The 17,961-nt window shown below is 42.2% G+C and carries 15 protein-coding genes and 1 tRNA gene; 9 read left to right on the top strand and 7 right to left on the bottom strand.

The window, feature by feature from the left end; genetic code table 11:
• Positions 1–9: 9 nt before the first annotated feature.
• Positions 10–1,386 (bottom strand): NfeD family protein, encoded by a 1,377-nt coding sequence (locus R8N28_RS02140; protein WP_065275227.1) that lies wholly within the window; start codon positions 1,384–1,386, stop codon positions 10–12.
• Between the two features lie 498 nt (positions 1,387–1,884).
• Between R8N28_RS02140 and R8N28_RS02135 the strand changes: the two genes are divergently transcribed.
• From R8N28_RS02135 to R8N28_RS02125, 3 genes are all read left to right on the top strand, one after another.
• The gene (locus R8N28_RS02135; RefSeq protein ID WP_005373180.1) at positions 1,885–2,853 is read left to right on the top strand and encodes a cytochrome-c peroxidase; all 969 of its coding nucleotides are present in this window, start codon (positions 1,885–1,887) and stop codon (positions 2,851–2,853) included.
• Positions 2,846–5,203: an ATP-binding protein gene (locus tag R8N28_RS02130; RefSeq protein WP_005373178.1), complete on the top strand. Its 2,358-nt coding sequence runs from the start codon at positions 2,846–2,848 to the stop codon at positions 5,201–5,203. The genes R8N28_RS02135 and R8N28_RS02130 overlap by 8 nt, the downstream gene beginning before the upstream one ends.
• A gap of 99 nt (positions 5,204–5,302) precedes the next feature.
• Positions 5,303–5,770, top strand: a complete 468-nt coding sequence (locus R8N28_RS02125) for an OsmC family protein (RefSeq protein ID WP_065275228.1) — start codon at positions 5,303–5,305, stop codon at positions 5,768–5,770.
• Between the two features lie 76 nt (positions 5,771–5,846).
• Here R8N28_RS02125 and gdhA read toward each other — a convergent pair whose 3' ends face one another.
• Positions 5,847–7,199, bottom strand: coding sequence for an NADP-specific glutamate dehydrogenase (gdhA, locus tag R8N28_RS02120; protein ID WP_017633658.1), 1,353 nt, complete (start codon positions 7,197–7,199; stop codon positions 5,847–5,849).
• A gap of 305 nt (positions 7,200–7,504) precedes the next feature.
• Here gdhA and R8N28_RS02115 point away from each other — a divergent pair, with 305 nt between their 5' ends.
• Positions 7,505–8,515 carry a DUF2804 domain-containing protein gene (locus R8N28_RS02115; protein WP_017633657.1) on the top strand — a complete coding sequence of 337 codons (1,011 nt, stop codon included), beginning with the start codon at positions 7,505–7,507 and terminating at the stop codon, positions 8,513–8,515.
• A 7-nt stretch (positions 8,516–8,522) separates the two neighbouring features.
• Entirely contained in the window at positions 8,523–9,380 is an 858-nt protein-coding gene (locus tag R8N28_RS02110) for a sterol desaturase family protein (RefSeq protein ID WP_005373167.1), read from the top strand.
• Between the two features lie 16 nt (positions 9,381–9,396).
• Here R8N28_RS02110 and R8N28_RS02105 read toward each other — a convergent pair.
• Positions 9,397–9,471 (bottom strand) — tRNA-Gly (locus R8N28_RS02105).
• A gap of 395 nt (positions 9,472–9,866) precedes the next feature.
• Here R8N28_RS02105 and R8N28_RS02100 point away from each other — a divergent pair.
• From R8N28_RS02100 to R8N28_RS02090, 3 genes are all read left to right on the top strand, one after another.
• Complete coding sequence (locus R8N28_RS02100) at positions 9,867–10,385, top strand: DUF4136 domain-containing protein (RefSeq protein WP_005373165.1); 519 nt, start codon at positions 9,867–9,869, stop codon at positions 10,383–10,385.
• 87 nt (positions 10,386–10,472) lie between these two features.
• On the top strand, positions 10,473–10,910 hold the full coding sequence (locus R8N28_RS02095) for a hypothetical protein (protein ID WP_237289131.1): 438 nt from the start codon (positions 10,473–10,475) through the stop codon (positions 10,908–10,910).
• A gap of 51 nt (positions 10,911–10,961) precedes the next feature.
• The gene (locus R8N28_RS02090; RefSeq protein ID WP_017820317.1) at positions 10,962–11,642 is read left to right on the top strand and encodes a DedA family protein; all 681 of its coding nucleotides are present in this window, start codon (positions 10,962–10,964) and stop codon (positions 11,640–11,642) included.
• 124 nt (positions 11,643–11,766) lie between these two features.
• Here R8N28_RS02090 and R8N28_RS02085 read toward each other — a convergent pair whose 3' ends face one another.
• The 3 genes from R8N28_RS02085 to R8N28_RS02075 form a co-directional block, all read right to left on the bottom strand.
• The gene (locus tag R8N28_RS02085; protein WP_042522561.1) at positions 11,767–12,090 is read right to left on the bottom strand and encodes a hypothetical protein; all 324 of its coding nucleotides are present in this window, start codon (positions 12,088–12,090) and stop codon (positions 11,767–11,769) included.
• 86 nt (positions 12,091–12,176) lie between these two features.
• Positions 12,177–12,635 carry a hypothetical protein gene (locus tag R8N28_RS02080; RefSeq protein ID WP_017633653.1) on the bottom strand — a complete coding sequence of 153 codons (459 nt, stop codon included), beginning with the start codon at positions 12,633–12,635 and terminating at the stop codon, positions 12,177–12,179.
• 328 nt (positions 12,636–12,963) lie between these two features.
• Positions 12,964–13,605, bottom strand: a complete 642-nt coding sequence (locus R8N28_RS02075) for a murein L,D-transpeptidase catalytic domain family protein (RefSeq protein ID WP_025767877.1) — start codon at positions 13,603–13,605, stop codon at positions 12,964–12,966.
• Between the two features lie 898 nt (positions 13,606–14,503).
• Here R8N28_RS02075 and R8N28_RS02070 point away from each other — a divergent pair.
• Entirely contained in the window at positions 14,504–15,079 is a 576-nt protein-coding gene (locus tag R8N28_RS02070) for an imm11 family protein (RefSeq protein ID WP_053349404.1), read from the top strand.
• Between the two features lie 139 nt (positions 15,080–15,218).
• Here R8N28_RS02070 and R8N28_RS02065 read toward each other — a convergent pair whose 3' ends face one another.
• Positions 15,219–17,579, bottom strand: a complete 2,361-nt coding sequence (locus R8N28_RS02065; protein ID WP_054574642.1) for an EAL domain-containing protein — start codon at positions 17,577–17,579, stop codon at positions 15,219–15,221.
• Positions 17,580–17,961: the final 382 nt, after the last annotated feature.

Here is a 17,961-nt window from a genome sequence, read left to right as displayed (position 1 = left end):
AAGCGCCTCCTATTTATTTTGGCGGTCATCAGGCATCACAGTTAAGGTCAGCCCTTTAACATTAACAATGGTGACGTGATCACCTTGTTTGAATTGTTGATGGTCTTTGGCTTTAGCTCGCCATAACGCACCGTTGAGTTGAACGCGTCCTTCGCCATCGATAAAGTCATCGCTTACCACGGCGACCTTCCCAGGGTAAGTCTCTAAACCCGTCGTTACACGCCGGCGACGAATTTTGAGCAGCAGGCCGACGGTCAGCACGATTAGAGCCACGGAAAATATGGCAATACCAAAAATCAAAGGAAGGGCGATCTGGAATCCTGGTAACTCACTGTCCATGAGAAATATCGAACCGAGTACAAAGGCGACAACGCCGCCTAAGCCCAAAATACCAAAGCTCGGGCTGAATGCTTCCGCTATCATTAGTGCAATACCGAGTAACAGCAGACCAAGACCTGCGTAGTTGACGGGCATCATTTGTAGTGCGTACATGGCAAGAAGCAGACAAATCCCACCTAGCACACCGGGTAAGCCAATTCCTGGGTTGTAAAATTCAAGAAGTAAACCGTAGATGCCGATGAGCATTAGAATGTAGGCAACGTTTGGATTGGTGATAACGGCTAGCATTTCTGCTCGCCAATCGGGTGTTCTTTCAATCCATACGGGATTTTCCAGTGACAATGTCACATCACGATTGTTAACTTTAACAGTTTGTCCATCAATGGCTTTGACTAAATCCTCTGGTGAGTTGGCTATATAATCAATAACGTTTAATTCCAATGCCTCTGTGGCGTCCAAACTCGCTGCTTCGCTCACTGCTTTCTCTGCCCACTCTGCATTTCGGCCATGAAGCTTTGCTAAGCCTTTAATATAGGCTCTAGCATCATTAATCACCTTTTTCTCCATTGCGGTTTTCGCGGGAACTTTCTCTGAACCTTCGTTGGTTCCTTCTGACGTTTCTTCCGCGTTTTTATCTTTGCCATCACCCGATGAAGGGGGCTGAGGGGCACCACCTAACGCGACGGGCGTTGCCGCGCCAAGGTTGGTGGCTTCAGCCATTGCGGCAACGTGGCTGGCGAGTAAAATGTATGTCCCTGCGCTAGCCGCTCTAGATCCTGACGGGCCAACCCAAGTCGCAATTGGAGTGGAGGAGGTGGTAATCGCGTGAATAATATCTCTCATTGCACTGTCTAAGCCGCCTGGTGTGTCCATCTCTAAGATCACTAAACTGACACCGTTTAGTTGAGCTTCGTCTATTTCACGAGATAAATAGTCGCTAGTAGCAGGCCCTATAGCGCCTTTGACAGGAACAATCCAAACGGTATTCGCCAGTGCTTGACTGGCCATCAAGAGTAAAGGTAAGAACCATATCCATAGTCGTTTCATGCAGTCCTCCTTGTGTGGTCACAGGGACTTTTTGAAATCCTAATTCAAGTATATCCAAATAACTTAGAGATGCTTGAGTATAGGTTCTAATGAATAAGTTGCCGAGGCTAATTAGGAGACTACTTTTTTATATATAAACGCTGTGTGAGATAGTAAACTAAAGCAAATTATTGGTAATTGTGATGTTTATGTTTATTGTTCAGCGTTTGATTAAGTTGGCCGTTATCTGTGCCGTATTCTTTACTATTTTCGATCTGATCTCGTATGGAGAGGTGACTTGGTTTCAACGGTTTTTGGCTTTTCTACACTAAACTCAGATTTCAATACGTTAGCTACTCTTAAGGCGATAGGTTTCTTCCTATTCGCCTTATTACTCCCTCTTCAACCAAAGCCTTAAACAAAGCAATACTTAACTCGTTTTTTCAACTTCCTGTCGGTGGAAAAAACGCCAAAATGCAACTAAATTCATATCAATGACAAGTTTAAGGTATGTAGTTGATGAGGCAATTCAGCGCAATCGCACTAGCTGTTGTAACACTCATTTTGAGCCAAACAACAACCGCAAGAAACGCGAAGATGTTAGGTGATATCTCCCTAGTTCAGCCCATACAGGGTGATCCTAATGTGGATATTAAGCTAGCGAGAATTGGCTGGCATCTCTTCCGCGATCCTCAATTATCGTCAAATGGTAATGTCAGCTGCGCGACATGCCACAATCTGCAAACCAATGGCGCTGAAAATACACCAGTCTCTACGGGGGTGAAAGGTGATGGAATTAGAAATTCTATAACAGTGTTTAATGCGGCGTTAAATTATCGTTTTTTATGGGATGGAACGGAAAACACCTTGATGGCTCAGATTGATGGTCCAATCCATAATCCAATGGAAATGGACTCAAACTGGCAAACAATAGAGCAATATGTAAAAGAGAGTGAACATTATCAAGCGCTATTTAGTCGTGACGATGAATTGCCGATTAACGTTCATAATATCAAGTCCGCTATTGTGGAGTTTGTTGAAGGGCTGCAGACGCCTGGCGCACCATTCGATGCTTACTTATTGGGTTACACGCATGTACTGAGTGAACAGCAAATCAGAGGTTGGAAAACATTTCAGACTTCAGGTTGTGTGCAGTGTCATCAGGGCAAAAATATCGGCGGAGCGATGATCCAAAGGTTCGCCTATTTCAAGGATAAGCCAGTAGTAGAGGACTCGGGCCGGCAACTCGTTACGATAGAAGATGAAGAGCGATTCTATTTTAGAGTAGCCAGTTTACGCAATGTCGCGCTAACGAGTCCTTATTTTCATAATGGGCAAGTCGATAAGTTATCCGACGCGATACAAATCATGGCTAAAACCCAGCTCGGTATAACGATGAACGATGAGAATGTCGCGGACATTGAAGCATTCTTGCAGTCGTTGACAGCACCTAGACCCATAATTTTAGAGGTGTTGGAAAATGAATAAATTCAAACTGATCAACTTTTGCTTTTTTATTGGGATACTGACGTGCTGCACACTGGCGTATATGTCGTATATGAATTCAAAAAACGCTCAAGAATTTCATGCAGGGCTAATGAATATCGGACATGAGTTGATTGAAGAGCGTGATGTTATCGTGAACCGATATGCCGTTGAAGATAGGAAAAACTATGAGTTAACAACATCTTTAGTAGAGATAGAAATCGCAGCACAGGCACTGTTGGAATCATCAAAGGCATCAGTTTGGTTTCCCGTGACACCCAATCGTATAAAAGTTAGGGATACGCTTGAACAGTTTAAGGAGCGAGTGCTTCAAACAACGTTGAAGCTTGATATGTTAATTGGTGTTCAGGTAGAAAATCGGTATGCATTACTCATGTTGTTCAATTTATATCAGCAAGAGGTTTCTACCGAGAGCGGTCAATCATTGGGTGGCAGTCGTTATTTTGAATTTCTCAACCAGTTGCTTCTAACACAAACTGAAGTTGAGAGTGAAAAAGAAGCGAACTTCCTTAAACGGCTTCAAACGAGTGATAAAAGAATTGAATTGCTGACGAATGAACTGCTTGATCACACTTATATTGAGTTTGTCGAAAGCTCAGAGCATCGGTTACTCAATATTGCTCAAAGTGAGGCGCGTTTTACGTGGTTGTTTGTATTTATCGCGGTGATGTTTCTAGTTAGCGCGTTTGTTTATCAGTCACATCACCGAATGCATAACTTAAAACAGTTGAATCTTGAAATTGAAGAGGCGAGAAACAAAGCCGAGCGAGCGGCAAAAGCGAAATCAAATTTTCTCGCTGCAATGAGTCACGAACTAAGGACGCCGATGAATGGTGTACTAGGGCTTTCTCAAATGATTGCAGAAGAGACCAAAGAGCCGACGACGAAAGAGCATATTAGGGTTATTCTTGATTCTGGCCAGCATCTGATGACTATCCTCAACGATATTTTGGATTTTTCTAAAGTTGAAGAAAACAAACTGGAATTTGAGCAAGCTAAGTTTAAGCTCGATCAAGTGCTTTCTCCGGTGTGTAGCGCAATAAAACCACTTGTTGATGAAAAAAATATCGAGTTAATCTTGGAAAACGAGGTTTCTGAATATACTGAATTTACTGGAGATTGTGCGCGTTTACGACAGATCTTGTTTAATCTCGCCGGTAACGCGGTGAAGTTTACCAATGAAGGGCATGTGCTGGTTAGAACTGAGTTAGATGAATCGAATCAGTTGTTGGTCATGCGCGTGAGCGACACCGGTATTGGTATTGCGCCAGACAAGCACGAGCATATTTTTAACTCGTTTGAGCAAGCAGACTCATCAACGACTCGAAGGTTCGGCGGAACAGGGCTTGGGTTAGCCATCGTCAAAAAACTAACCGATTTGATGGGTGGCCATATTACTCTGAAGAGTATAGAAGGCGTTGGAAGTCAATTTATCGTTGAGTTGCCGATTCCTTGGGTAGAATCTGCTCCGAAAAAGCAGCAAGAAGCACCGAAACCTCGCGCAAAATCACACCATTTCAAGATACTACTTGCTGATGATAACCGTGTGAATGCCATTGTGGCAAAAGGGTTTTGCGAAAAGCTTGGGCATGAAGTGGATGTTGCAGAAAATGGATTAATCGCGGTTAAAAAGGCGAAAGAGAACGAGTACGACCTGATCTTGATGGACAACCATATGCCCGAGATGAATGGCGTTGAGGCGACACGCGTTATCCGACAAGAGTTAGGTATCAAGACATTACTCTTTGCGTACACGGCAGACGTATTTCGTGAAGCTCACGATAGCTTTATCGAAGCAGGAGCAGACCATGTGCTTACGAAACCGCTACAGCATGAGAGCTTTTCAGACGCTCTCAAACAGTTTGCCGCCAGACTCGAACCGAAACAGAATCCGCCACTAACGAGTGACAGCAATGTGCTTCAATTGCAACGTAAGCCAATCGAGAACTTAAGGTTAACAGAGGAAGAACTCTCCCGTTCAGGCATGTTTACTTCTTTACGAGATGAGCCAGAAGCGCTCGACGAGTTGCTAAAAAGCATTATTGTCGATTTTGAGACTTCTGTTGATGAACTTATTGAATACTTTATGGCTGAAGACTTTGCTTCATTAGAGCTGACGTTGCACAAAACGAAAGGGATGGCACTGAACCTAAGTTTACCTATTTTGGCGAGCCAAACGGAGGCCCTGGAAACTCAACTTAAAGCCAACCAAAGTCCCGAGATTGAGCAGTTGCAGATGCTGATCAATCGGTTACAGGTCAACATCCATCAGTCTCATAGACTTTTGGATGATATCCAGAAGAACAATGCCGATCCTCAACAGATTTTATAGTCCCTGTGAGTGCGATGCTTTCCTTAACTCATTTTGTTGTGGTTTACTGTGGCAAGGACGGATAGTGTTGATTCGTCGTCGGAAAATCAGGGAGTTAGAATGAGTAAGCATTCCGCTTTAATCAAATGGCATCGTAGAGCTGGCGAAGAGTTTAGTGATAATAAGTATAGTAGGGCACACATTTGGCAATTTGATGGAGGGTTGCAAGTCCCAGCATCTCCATCTCCCCACGTAGTACCATTACCACTATCCGTAGAAGAAAATGTTGATCCAGAAGAAGCGTTTGTCGCGGCACTTTCTAGTTGTCATATGCTGGTTTTCTTGTCTATTGCAGCAAAGCGGCGTTACGTTGTGGACAGTTACTTAGATGAAGCGGTAGGGGAGCTTGAAAAAGGCGAAAACGGAAAAGAGTGGGTATCAAAGGTAACGTTAAACCCTAAGATAACATTCTCAGGTGAAAAACAACCGACACCATCTCAATTAGAAAAACTGCACCACATGGCCCATGAGAATTGCTTTATCGCCAACTCCGTTAAAACAGAAGTGACAACGCTTATTGCGAATTAAGTGGAGCTCTTTATCAAAAAGCGCGGCCTATTGCGGAGTTATATTAAGCCAGCAGTCATCCTGCTGGCTCGTTCATCTAGACGACACCTTGCTCAATCATTGCATCAGCGACTTTTCTAAAGCCTGCAATGTTGGCGCCTAAAACTAAATTTCCAGGTTGGCCAAACTCTTTACTGGTTTCGTTTGCATTGATGAAAATATTTTTCATGATGGTTTGCAACTGACTATCCACTTGTTCAAACGTCCAGTTTTGCATGCTGGCGTTTTGCGCCATTTCAAGTTGACTGGTTGCAACGCCGCCTGCATTGGCTGCTTTGGCAGGCCCATAAGCTATGTCCGAGTCCACGATAATATTGGCAGCATCACGGGTGGTTGGCATGTTCGCCCCTTCACTAATCAAAATACATCCGTTTTCGATAAGAGCCAGTGCGTCGTCTGACGTTAATTCATTTTGAGTCGCACAAGGGAAGGCAGCATCAGCCTGATATCGCCAAACAGCATGTCCTTCATTAGGATAGTCGCCCTCTGGTGTGTATTCTGCTTCAGGGTAAGTTTCTAAATATTCTTCTAAGCTTGCTCTTTTCACTTCTTTCAGTTGTTTTAGGAGCTTAAGATCAATACCGTGCTCATGATAGATCGTACCTCGAGAGTCGCTGCATGTAACCGGCGTTGCTCCCATATGGTACAGTTTTTCAATGGCGTAGATAGCCACGTTGCCAGCACCAGAAACGAGGCAAGTTTTCCCTTTCAATGAATCGTTGCGGTCGTTGAGCATGCATTCTGCAAAATAGACGGCGCCATATCCTGTCGCTTCTTTTCTGGCGAGTGATCCACCCCAAAGAAGACTCTTGCCTGTAAGCACACCTTCGTAGCGCCCCGTCAATCGTTTGTATTGACCAAACATATAGCCAATTTCGCGCGCCCCGACGCCGATATCGCCTGCGGGAACATCGGTGGCAGGACCGATATGACGGTACAACTCGTTCATAAATGATTGGCAAAATCGCATGATCTCGCCGTCGGATTTTCCTTTAGGATCGAAGTTTGAACCGCCTTTGCCGCCACCGATAGGAAGGCCAGTCAGTGCGTTTTTAAAGATTTGCTCAAAGCCGAGAAATTTTATGATGCTCGCATTGACTGAGTGATGGAATCTCAATCCTCCTTTGTACGGCCCCAAAGCAGAGTTGAATTCAACTCGATAACCTTTGTTTACTTGTACATTTCCAGCATCATCAACCCAAGGAACTCGAAACATGATTTGACGTTCTGGCTCGACGATCCTCTGGATAATCGCTTGTTCCTTATATTTATTATTGCCTTCTATTACCGGCGCGAGAGAAGTTAATACTTCTTCTACCGCTTGGTAAAATTCTTTTTGCGCAGGGCTACTGTGTTGCAACGCAACAATAGTATCGTGTATGTATGACATAGATTTCTTCCTTGATGTGAATAAGCAATCAGTTTATATGAATGTATTTCCATTAAATAGTGATTTTGACCAAGATTCAATGGTTGTAGTGGTATTTCCTGCGGATGAGAATGTGCAGCTTATAACCCGGGCAGTGTTGGTTGAGATAGGTAGGGTGAGCTAAGTAAGCGGGTGGTTGAGTGATCAGTTTCACATATAACAAGCAGAAATCACTTTAGTCGATGTTGTTGTGCAGTTACGCAAATTGTTTATGTTAACGTCATGTTAAAGTTTTTGTGTGTGATAACTTGTGAAAAGACAACTATATGGATGAGCTTAAGGTTCTGAACTCGTTTATTCAGCAGAATGGTCTACCAGCGTTTGGCCACCTTGATGGAATTCCAACATCGTTACAGCTAGATAAATTTACTTACCTCGATGAGATGGATAAGCCAGTGTCTAAGTGGCGCCGTTACCGCGATTATAAGCAGTTTCAGTTCGTCAATTTGGTCACACCTGATTACGTCATTGGAGTAGCGATTGCGGATATACGGTATTTAGCATCCGGCTTTTGCTACCTGTTTGATATTAAAAAGAATAAGTTGATTGAGCAACAATGGTTGAAACCTTTTAATATAGGTTATCAAACTCAGCCTTCCAGTTGGTGCAGTCTTGCCCATCTTGCTAACAAAAGAGTTCAGTTTTCTATTAAGGATGGTATTTGGCACGTCCACTTTGTGACAGAGTCAGTCAATGCGGATCTCTATTTACGTCCAGAAAATATGAGTTTGCCATTAATGTTGTGTACGCCAACAGGTTATGCGGGTTGGACATATACTCAGAAGCACAATGCGTTAGCAGTAGACGGTAACTTGTTCATATTAGGAAAAGAGCAAGATCTATCAGAGGTGGCTGCTGGTTACGATTTTTCCGCTGGGTACATGCGACGAGAAACAAGTTGGCGCTGGGCAAGTATCAATTGCTTTGAGGATGACAGGCGTCTGGGGTTGAACTTGGCAGCTGGCGTTAATGAAACTGGCTATTGCGAAAATGTATTGTGGATTAATGGTCAGCGTCACTTTTTGCAACCTGTGCAGTTTCAGTTTTCACGAAGTGATGAAGGGCAAAAGTGGCATATTACGTCTGAAGATAAACGAGTTAACTTACAGTTCACGCCTTTGAATCGACGCTCAGAGAAGAAAAATTTTTGGCTTCTCAAAAGTAACTTTCGTCAGTACATCGGTTATTTCTCTGGCTATATTATCGATGGAAATGGCATCAAACATCAGTTAGAAGAAGTTATGGGTCTTACTGAAGATCACTATGCAAAATGGTAGAAACACAATGGATTGGACGCAGTTGATGGACCGCCCAGAATTACTTCTGATGATTCTGGCTCCAGTTTTCTTTTTCTGCATGCTTGCCGAATATTGGTTCGGACAAAGAAGGGGACGCTTGCCTGAAAGCGCGACGTATTACTTCCCTGAAGTAGCGTGTAATTTTGTTCTTGCGGGCTTACACCAAGCGACAGACATACTCACGGGTTTACTGATTGCTCAGTTGTATTTGTGGTGGTTTGATTGGCGTTTGTTTGATATCGAAATGAGCGTCTCAGCTTTTCTTTTACTTGTTGTCCTGCAAGATTTTTTCTATTACTGGTTTCATCGGGCTAGCCATCGTATTCGTTGGATGTGGGCCGCGCACGTTGTTCATCACAGTTCGGAAAGAATGAACTTCAGTACCGCCTTTCGTCAAAGTTTAATGTATCCGCTAGCGGGGATGTGGATTTTTTGGTTGCCCTTGGTGATTATTGGTTTTGAGCCAAAATGGGTTGTCTTCGTTGTGTTGTTTAATCTGGGCTTACAGTTTTTTGTTCACACCCAATCAATTCGTTCGCTCGGGCCACTAGAGTGGGTATTTAACACGCCGTCTCATCATCGCGTTCATCATGGTGTGAACCGTCAGTACATCGACAAAAATTATGCGGGTGTATTAATTATTTGGGATCGAATGTTCGGAACGTTTGAACCAGAGGTGGAAACGGTTCGGTATGGGGTTTCTAAACCTGTAAACAGCTTTAATCCCATCCGCGTGACGTTTGCAGAATGGAAAGACATGTTTTATGACGTAACTCGACCAAACTTATCATGGAAACAACGCTGCCGCCGTTTGTTCGCTCCGCCATCGGATTTTTATGAGTAAATTGAGATAAAGAGATTGGAGCGGGCAGCGGGAATCGAACCCGCATCATCAGCTTGGAAGGCTGAGGTAATAGCCATTATACGATGCCCGCGCATCGATAGGACTCAGTTAATATGCCACACTGGACGAAAAAGAAAAGTCTTTTCTCATCAAATGTTTGTCAGTTGCCTAAAAAAGTAGCGGACTGATGTTAAAGTGTTCATTGTCTCTGGTTTTTTGTGGCACTCGCGATTCCGCTACTAAGCCTAGGGGCTTCCAATTAGGTCGTAAACACCGAATTCTTAGGTGTTTAGGTGTTTAGGTGTTTAGGTGTTTAGATGTTGATGATATTCAAGATTTTCTGTGTAAAGGTTAATCTCGTTTATTGAACAGTCACGTTTCATGGTCAAGACTAGATATTGAAATGATTACTTTTTACTGTTGATGCGTATGTATAACACAGGGTAATTCTGCTGAAACAGTCAGCTTAACCAAAGGAGATTTAACATGATGAGAGGTTTGATATTAGGGCTGGTGGTGATGCTGGTATCTGCTTGTACTACCGTTACAACCGATGTAGATAAACAAGCCGACTTTTCAGCTTACAGAACGTTTGACTTCGGTGCTCAGGCGGAAGCTCCTACCAGTATTGATGGTCGACGTATTGAGCAAGGGCTTGCTGAACAGCTTGAGAGTAAGGGTTTAATTAAGGTAAATAGTGGCGGTGACCTTTACGTACATCATGATATCGTAGAAGAATCCGAGCTTGTTTCTTCAGGATCGTCGGTGAGCTTTGGCTATGGCTGGAATAGCTTTGGTGTGATCACTTCAAGCCCAGAAAGATATAAAGAACGTAAGTATGGGAAGTTGGTGGTTGAACTGGTTGATGCAAAGGCTAATCAAGTCGTTTGGAAAGGCGTTTCAAGTCGTAAACTGTCTGAGTCAATGAGCTCTGAGAAAAGAGAATCTCTCATCCAAGAAGAAATCGCGAAGATGTTTGAAAGCTACCCTTACGGTGAAAAATAATTAGTATTCTTAACGATTAAGAATACTAATTGCCAATAGTTACGCACAGGGTTAAAAGAACTTATTATTTTGGTTTTGGTTACCTTTGTGCGTACGACCCTGATTGCTTTACTCGGACTACTTTTCTGCTTGTTGGCTCCGAGCATGAGCCTGGCGCACTCACACCCAAATTTTCTTTCCTTTCATAACCAGAATATTGCTGTTGACGCTAAGTCGAAGCACTTTTCAGAACATCCTATCTCTCCAATACAACAAGACTATCCGAGTTTAAACAGCCGAAATGTATTGAGGGTTAGCCATGCTAAGGAAATGAGCTCGAACGACGATGTAGAACCCGAATGGTTTGAAATGCTTGATGTAGCATGGTGGGCGCATCGTTCGGCAATTTACTCGATGAAGCGGCTAAAACGCATCGGCAATGAGGCTTTAGGTTGTTGTATTGAAAGTATTTTTACTCACTTTAAATACAGGTTCGGAGTGAGAAAAGAATCGAATTTCATATACCGCTTTATACATGCTCGCTAACACATTCCATGTTTTTGCAACTTTTTGGTTAATTATGCTTAGGAGCGGTTTATGTTTGATTCGATCATTCAGGTCTTGAGTGCTTTTTGGCATCAAGATTTCACGGCGTTAATGGCGCCAGGCAGTGCAGGTTTGGTTTATTTTGTTGTTGCAGTGATTATCTTTTTGGAAAGTGGTTTTATTCCTGCTGCACCTTTCCCATGCGACAGTGTCGTCGTATTATCCGGTACGCTGGCGGCGGTTGGCGTCCTTGACCCAATTATGATCATGTTGGTGATAGCTGTTAGTGCGGGGTTGGGAAGTTGGGCGGCTTATTTACAAGGCAAGTGGCTAAATCGCTTACCTAAGGTCCAAGGCTGGGTGAGTGCGGTTCCTCAAAAGCGTTTGGAACAAGTCGACGTATTACTCAGTAAACATGGATTGATTGCGCTTTTGTGCGCGCGGTTTATTCCGGTTGTTCGTTCCCTATTGCCATTAATGATGGGGTTGCGAGTGAAACGTATTAGTAAATTCCATTACTTTGCGTGGCTGAGTGCGATTTTATGGACGCTGATATTATGCGGTTTCGGTTCATTACTTCCTTTGCTACCGGAAAATATGAGCAAAGCAATCACAATGCTATTAATGGCGGCACCAATAATTACTCTTGTGATTGGAGTGCTTAGTTTCTTGTTTGTTAAAGCACGTCGAGCGTTCTGTAAACCCAAGGATGTGTCTGAGTTTTCTCAGTAAGTTTACTTGATTTGCACTTTTAAGCTTGTATGCAGATTAGACATCTAATCGACAGGCTTTTGTCAGTAAAAAGAAAGGCGCATACATTGCGCCTTTCTTTTTGAGTGTCGTTAGGGTTTCGAATTTAATAGCCAATGCTATATAGGTATTCGCCAACTTCTTTGCACTGAGACTTGTAGATGTTCTCTACTTCAGACTCATTCTTATCTGCTGCTTTAAATTCGAGTTCGGCAGACGATAGCTGGTCAAAGCTGTAGTCTCTCTCAGACATTAAGTAGTGTCTGAACATCGCTCTGTGTTCCGGAACTGCAATACGTGCGTTAGAAACGTTGGCACACTCTAACAGAGTGTCGTTACTCATTTCTTCTGGCTTAGTTTCTGTGTTTGCAAAGGTTGAGCCCGCTGAAAATAGTAATGCTAGTGCGATGGTTGTAGCGATTCTTGTCATTATATGGACCTCAAATTGGTTCTAGTAACAATGAGCATATTGGCTCTTATCGTTACATTTTCGTGTTCTCTGTATGTCATAAAAAGTTAAACAACAGAGAAGGCGTTGCGACCATGAGTAAAGACGTACATTAAGTTCGCTTCCTTTCTTCCTGAGAGGCGATAAAGAGAGCGTTGACTCATGAGTCCGCCATAACTGTCTAGAGGTAAGCGAGATGCTTGTTTTGCCAACTCCAGTAGTGGTGGAGAAGAGAAAGCAATAAGTAAAAAATAATCAGGAGTAAAATCTGATGATAAAACGCCATCAGTAGCTGATGTTCGGCGACAGGAGACAAGCCCGAACAACTCGCGCTTTATATGTAGGTAGTAACTTTCTGAACCCCAAGAGCTCAGAGAAGCTGAGGCATGAAAATCAGTGTGTGCTAGCTCAAAATCGTCTTGTTGAGAGAGTTTAAGTAGGCGCTCGGAAGTGTAATGTTTGGTGTGGTGCCACTCATGCGCATATGAAGCTGTGATGAGCCCTGAGAGCAGGGACAAAGAAAGCATCAATAATATATGGTGTAGATAACGCAAGAAGTAACCCTAAACATATAAAGCCACAGTTACCCACCATGATTAAGGAATCTTAGTGGAACTATGATAACGACGAAAGCCAGTGTCTGATGAACTCAGCGTATACTAACGAGATGGAAGGGGGATGAACAGAGTTTTCTGATCGCACTTAGGTATATCAGCGAATAACACAATAGTTTTCGCTTTCGAGTAAGCGAAAATGGAAAGAGAGTCGTTGCACAAGGACGATTAAGCTAACAGGATTATTACTGGGGAAGAAATAGAATCTTCTTTTGTCTTCCCCATATGTGTCGCATCGGTATTACGCGCTTGCGTAAATAACGCTGCCGCCTTTTATAGTGTCAATGATCTCGCGAGACAACTTCTTTGGTAAAGCAGGGCAACCCCAACTGCGTCCGAGGTATCCATTCTTCTTGATAAAGGAAGGGTTTGCGTAATCGGCACCGTGCACGACAATGTAACGCTCGCGAGCTTTGTCGTTTAATCCAGAGCTTAGCCCATCTAATCGAAGTGAATAGCCATTTGAGCCGTAGTAAGTGGTATCAGTCAAAAAAGTGCCCAATGATGTTTTTCGCGAGTTCACGACATTTGAAAACTGTGTCGCTGTTTTCTTTCCGCTGTTCACGCCGTGAGAAACATACGTATTGTAGATTAGCTTCTTTTTATCTAAATCCACCACATAAAAACGCTTTTCAGTTGATGGTTTACTATAGTCGATGATCGTTAGTACCGACTTCTTTCTATCGGGTGTCTTCTGATAAGCGATGTAAGCGTCACTGAACAACTTAAAGTCTACTATGCCATCTAGCTTGGCTTGTTTAAACACATGTTCAACTTGCTTTGGTCGTAAATGATCCCTGGGTTCGTTATCTGATTGTTTTGCAAAAGCAAAAGGTGAGACAGACAACAGCGCACATGTAAATAATAAAATTAACTTTTTCATCTTGGCTAAATAAAACTCTATGGTGTTACAAATTTACCGATTGCTTCATGCATTCGTTAAAACAACATGCACATCAATATAATTCTATTCCCAATGTTTCTTATTGCACGCTTAGGTGCTTGATATTGGGTTGACGATAAGTTTTCGAGTTAAAAACTAACTAATTGAAACTTATATAAAATATGAAGTTTAACGATGGTTTCTATAAACTTCGGCGTAAATAATATCTGATATATGTAATTAATAAAACTGTGTTTAAGGATATTTGTGAAGTTGCTAATTTATAAAAACGGCGTTTTATTTTTCGTACTTTAGAAACTCTTTTTATTTCAATGTGTTTTCTTTTTCTACGCTTTATCCAATACCTCAAAAGTTTGTGATTTAACTCGTAACAAATCGTAACGCCGAATCGTTATGTGTATAAGTGCATTTATAATGTATGAATAAACAACAGGGTGGTAAGAAAAGGCAGTAAAACAACGGTGAATCGGTTGTTTTTAATTCACGATTGACAAAGCTAAGTCTAAGTCGTACAAAAATTGAACTTGTGAATGTATCGTTTAAGTGAGAGTGATAAGCTCGACAAAAGTGAAGTGATGCGTGCTATTGTTTATTCTCTAATTTATTCGATTACATAAGGAAGGGTACATAGTAAAAATTGAAAAAATAATTCTATCGTGTGGATTAAAATATATAAATAATAAAACTTAGAAATTAAAAGATAAGAACGCCAGATATTAATTCATTAAATTTTTGAACATGAAAGTAAACTCTATCTATTATGTTTGGTTTGGTTTGGTTTGGTTTGGTTTGGTTTGGTTTGGTTTGGTTTGGTTTGGTTTGGTGTGAAAGCGCTCGTCTCATTAAGAAAAGCGCTCAAATTTATTTAAGGACGGTTATGACAGCATTTAATAAAGTGTTTATTGTCACTCCCAATGTTAATGATTTTGCAATGTTGCAAGAGTCGCCATTGGAAATGTCTCTTCAAGTAACGGCAAGCAAACCTATCCAACTCTATGGAGAGTCTGTTAAAGCCAGTTGGAAAAGTATTGATATTGAATGGTTAGACGTTAAGGGTGAAAAGCCATTACCCAGGCCTGATATTGCAGCATGGGGATCTTTTACTCTTGCTGTATCCGCTTCTATTGCGGATAAGCTCGATGTGTTGAGCGAGAATGTCGAATTTTTACCATTAAATCTACAAGGAAAGCCTTGGCGAGCATTAAACATTGTCACTCAAATTGATGCCATTGATACCTCTGCTACCGAGTATAATCTTCGTCATGGTAAGCTAAGTCGTGCTAGACCGTTTAAGAAACTCGTTTTGAATAGAGAAGCCGTTAATGAATCTGACTTGTTCAGAGTAAAAGGTGCTGGGCTCAGAACGTTTTGCACGGACAAAAAAGGTGGCTTGTACGATAGCGTCAAAGCGCTGAATTTGACCGGTTTGGATTTCAAGGAAGTGCTGGTTTAAAAACGAATAAATAGTGATTTACTCAACTAAAGTCATAGATATAGGTATGGGGGAACAAAAGCTGAGCATCTATCAATGAAGCTCATATACAGCTAAATACAGCCGCCACAGTTGTGACTGCTGTACGTCTCCCCTTAACTTATGTTCTTGAAACCCTAATTGAGCTGACCATGGACGCATCAAATCGACTGTCGTCATTTGCCGATTGCCACCACAAGCTCAATTGTTCTTTAGTCATTGGTTTGCCAAATAAATAGCCTTGCATATAGTCGCAGCGGTATGCCGATAGCCATTCATGCATCATATTGTGTTCAATACCTTCTGCTGTCACCGTTTTATTTTGGGCATGGCATAGCTCAATAATAGGTTTGATCACATGGCCGTTGTTGGTGTTCATCAATGTAACGAGGAACTCTCGATCAAATTTGATTTTTTGAACCGGATACTGAACGAGCTGAGTTAACGATGTGTAACCAGAACCAAAGTCATCAATTGCAAGACGGTAGCCACGTTTTGATAGCTCATCAAGTAGAGCCGTGCCTTGTTGTTCTGCGGCAAAGGTTTCGGTTATTTCTATCTCAATACATTCTGGTTTAACACTGTGCAGTGTCGCTTGTTCATGGATGTAGTTTGCCATTTCTATCGAGTTTAGCTCTGCTGATGAAAGATTGACCGAAAGAACAATATCCTTACCGAAAATATTCCTTAATTGATGGTATTCCGCCGTTGCATTGGCGAAAACCCAGCGGTCAATTTTATCAAATAATCCGGCTTGCTCTGCAATTGGAATAAACTCCTTTGGGGGGATAGGGCCGATACCTTCGGCTTCCCAGCGCAACAAGACTTCTAACCCCTCAATTTCGTTGCTTCGATTGTTCATATAGGGTTGAAAAACAAGGTGGAATTCTTCCTCTACATTGCTTTTTCGGAGCGCACGTTCAAGCTGACTTCGTCTTTGAGACTCAATATTGAGAGCGGCTGAATAATAGGCGTATTGATTTTTCCCTGCCCGTTTTGCTTGATACATAGCCGCATCGGCACTGGAGAGTAACTTCGCGATGTCAGTACCGTCTTGAGGATATTGTGCAATACCTACGCTTGCCGTAACGGGAAATGAATTACTCCAAGATGAACTGAGATTACTAATCGGTTTTAGTAACTCTGATGCAAGCAAATCAGGCAAGCGTTTTACCTCTTGATTTGAGCTCAGCAAAATTGCAAATTCGTCACCAGACAACCTGGCGGCAAAGCAGGGGCTGTTGTAATCGTGCGAGAACTTTTGACAAGCATTCTTGATGTGTGATGAGAACACTTTTAATAAGTTATCTCCCAATTCATGCCCGTATTTATCATTCACGTATTTAAAGTTATCAAGATCGACGTAAACAACCCACAGAAACTGCGAAGGGGAGATAAGTTCACGAGTGGCAAGCTCATGAAAACGATGGCGATTGGCGAGTTGCGTCAGGTGATCCGTTTCAGCTAGGCGTTTTGTCTTTTTATAGATGACATTAAGTTCCTCATACATATCAAAAAAGCGTGCAGAGAGGCGTCCTATTTCATCGTTTGTTTCTAGCTTTTCAATATTGTCACGTTGATTAGATTCAAGTTCGTTCAGCTGCTTATCAAGGCGAGAAACAGGGCGCAACACATAGCGGTACAACACCAAAATGATTAATGTGATAGTGAAAAACGCCGCTACGCCAAAGGAGAAAGCAAGTTCTAGCCACACTTTATCGACTTTATTCCACATTAAATATTCGGCAGGAGAAAGCACGGCATAAAAGTGCGGCAGCAGCTCAATGGTTTGAGCGAGAGGAATATCAAGATAAATGGGTTTGTCGGCGAAAGTAATCACGCTGTGCGTGTCAAACTCGATGTCATGCTTAATCTCGTTAAAGGCTTCAAGTGATACGGAAACTACCACAAAAAACACATTTTTTGAGTCAAAGCTCAAAGGGTGAGTCCCCGTTCTTTTGTCGACGACCTCATATTGAAGAAGAATGCTTTGTCCACTGGAGTTATAAATAAAGCCAGTGTGACTGAAAGCCTCTCTCTCATTGAAACTTCGTGATATGTACTCTAACACCTTTGGGTCGACCACACCTGATGATTCGTAATATTTGTTTTCTGTGTAGTAGAGAAGGTTTTGTTTGCCGTCGAGGATCGCCATGCTCGCATCGCCTTTGTAACCATGGCTTAATACTTCAGCGGTCTCGTCTAATCGATTAAACAAGACTCGCTCACGATAGGGGTTGTTATGATTAACCAAATAGTCTTGTAATACATCACTTTTACTGAGCGTATAGGCATAGCTATTAAGAAAAATATTCGCTTGTCGAAACTGCCCGGCGAGCTTTTCCATCTGCAACTGAATATAGCTGTCTTCCCGCTTGATGAGCGTCACTTTTTGAATGCTATAAATAATATAGCTAGATACTAACGCGCTTAATAAGATCACTGGCGCGACAAGCAAAATGACTCTATTGCTTAACTTCATTATGGTTCTTAGTTTCCGTTTGTGTCCCTACAAACGTCGCGTACCAGGTAAGGTACTGAACGGATGATGTGTTTTGGCAAATTGTAACCAGATTGTAAGGTGAGCGTTCTCCAAAATCAGGCAGCTATCTAAGAATTGTGATGACGTGAAAGGTTTCGAGCTTATTAACTAGAGGTTTTCTCAGTAGTTGGACGTCTCTTTTCCTCCCTCCCTGTATAAAACCTAACTGTAATGACAGGGAAATACCATCATCGAAACGTTTCGATGATAAAGTGTGACTCAAGTGCACTTTTCCTATTCAATGACAATTGAATTACAGATCATTCTCACACCTTATCGATCTCACACTGGTCAAATTGCGATGACGAATTATTATTTCATC

This window comes from Vibrio sp. Vb1554 (genome assembly GCF_033344235.1).
This window is presented reverse-complemented; position numbering and strand designations above follow the sequence as displayed.

What these genes read in the sequence shown, in the direction of transcription:
- R8N28_RS02115 (WP_017633657.1), top strand. Translation starts at nt 7,505, where the DNA reads ATGGATGAGCTTAAGGTTCTGAACTCGTTTATTCAGCAGAATGGTCTA.
- R8N28_RS02100 (WP_005373165.1), top strand. Translation starts at nt 9,867, where the DNA reads ATGATGAGAGGTTTGATATTAGGGCTGGTGGTGATGCTGGTATCTGCT.
- R8N28_RS02080 (WP_017633653.1), bottom strand. Translation starts at nt 12,635, where the DNA reads ATGCTTTCTTTGTCCCTGCTCTCAGGGCTCATCACAGCTTCATATGCG.
- R8N28_RS02065 (WP_054574642.1), bottom strand. Translation starts at nt 17,579, where the DNA reads ATGAAGTTAAGCAATAGAGTCATTTTGCTTGTCGCGCCAGTGATCTTA.
- R8N28_RS02090 (WP_017820317.1), top strand. Translation starts at nt 10,962, where the DNA reads ATGTTTGATTCGATCATTCAGGTCTTGAGTGCTTTTTGGCATCAAGAT.
- R8N28_RS02125 (WP_065275228.1), top strand. Translation starts at nt 5,303, where the DNA reads ATGAGTAAGCATTCCGCTTTAATCAAATGGCATCGTAGAGCTGGCGAA.
- R8N28_RS02140 (WP_065275227.1), bottom strand. Translation starts at nt 1,386, where the DNA reads ATGAAACGACTATGGATATGGTTCTTACCTTTACTCTTGATGGCCAGT.
- R8N28_RS02130 (WP_005373178.1), top strand. Translation starts at nt 2,846, where the DNA reads ATGAATAAATTCAAACTGATCAACTTTTGCTTTTTTATTGGGATACTG.
- gdhA (WP_017633658.1), bottom strand. Translation starts at nt 7,199, where the DNA reads ATGTCATACATACACGATACTATTGTTGCGTTGCAACACAGTAGCCCT.
- R8N28_RS02135 (WP_005373180.1), top strand. Translation starts at nt 1,885, where the DNA reads ATGAGGCAATTCAGCGCAATCGCACTAGCTGTTGTAACACTCATTTTG.
- R8N28_RS02110 (WP_005373167.1), top strand. Translation starts at nt 8,523, where the DNA reads ATGGATTGGACGCAGTTGATGGACCGCCCAGAATTACTTCTGATGATT.
- R8N28_RS02085 (WP_042522561.1), bottom strand. Translation starts at nt 12,090, where the DNA reads ATGACAAGAATCGCTACAACCATCGCACTAGCATTACTATTTTCAGCG.
- R8N28_RS02075 (WP_025767877.1), bottom strand. Translation starts at nt 13,605, where the DNA reads ATGAAAAAGTTAATTTTATTATTTACATGTGCGCTGTTGTCTGTCTCA.
- R8N28_RS02070 (WP_053349404.1), top strand. Translation starts at nt 14,504, where the DNA reads ATGACAGCATTTAATAAAGTGTTTATTGTCACTCCCAATGTTAATGAT.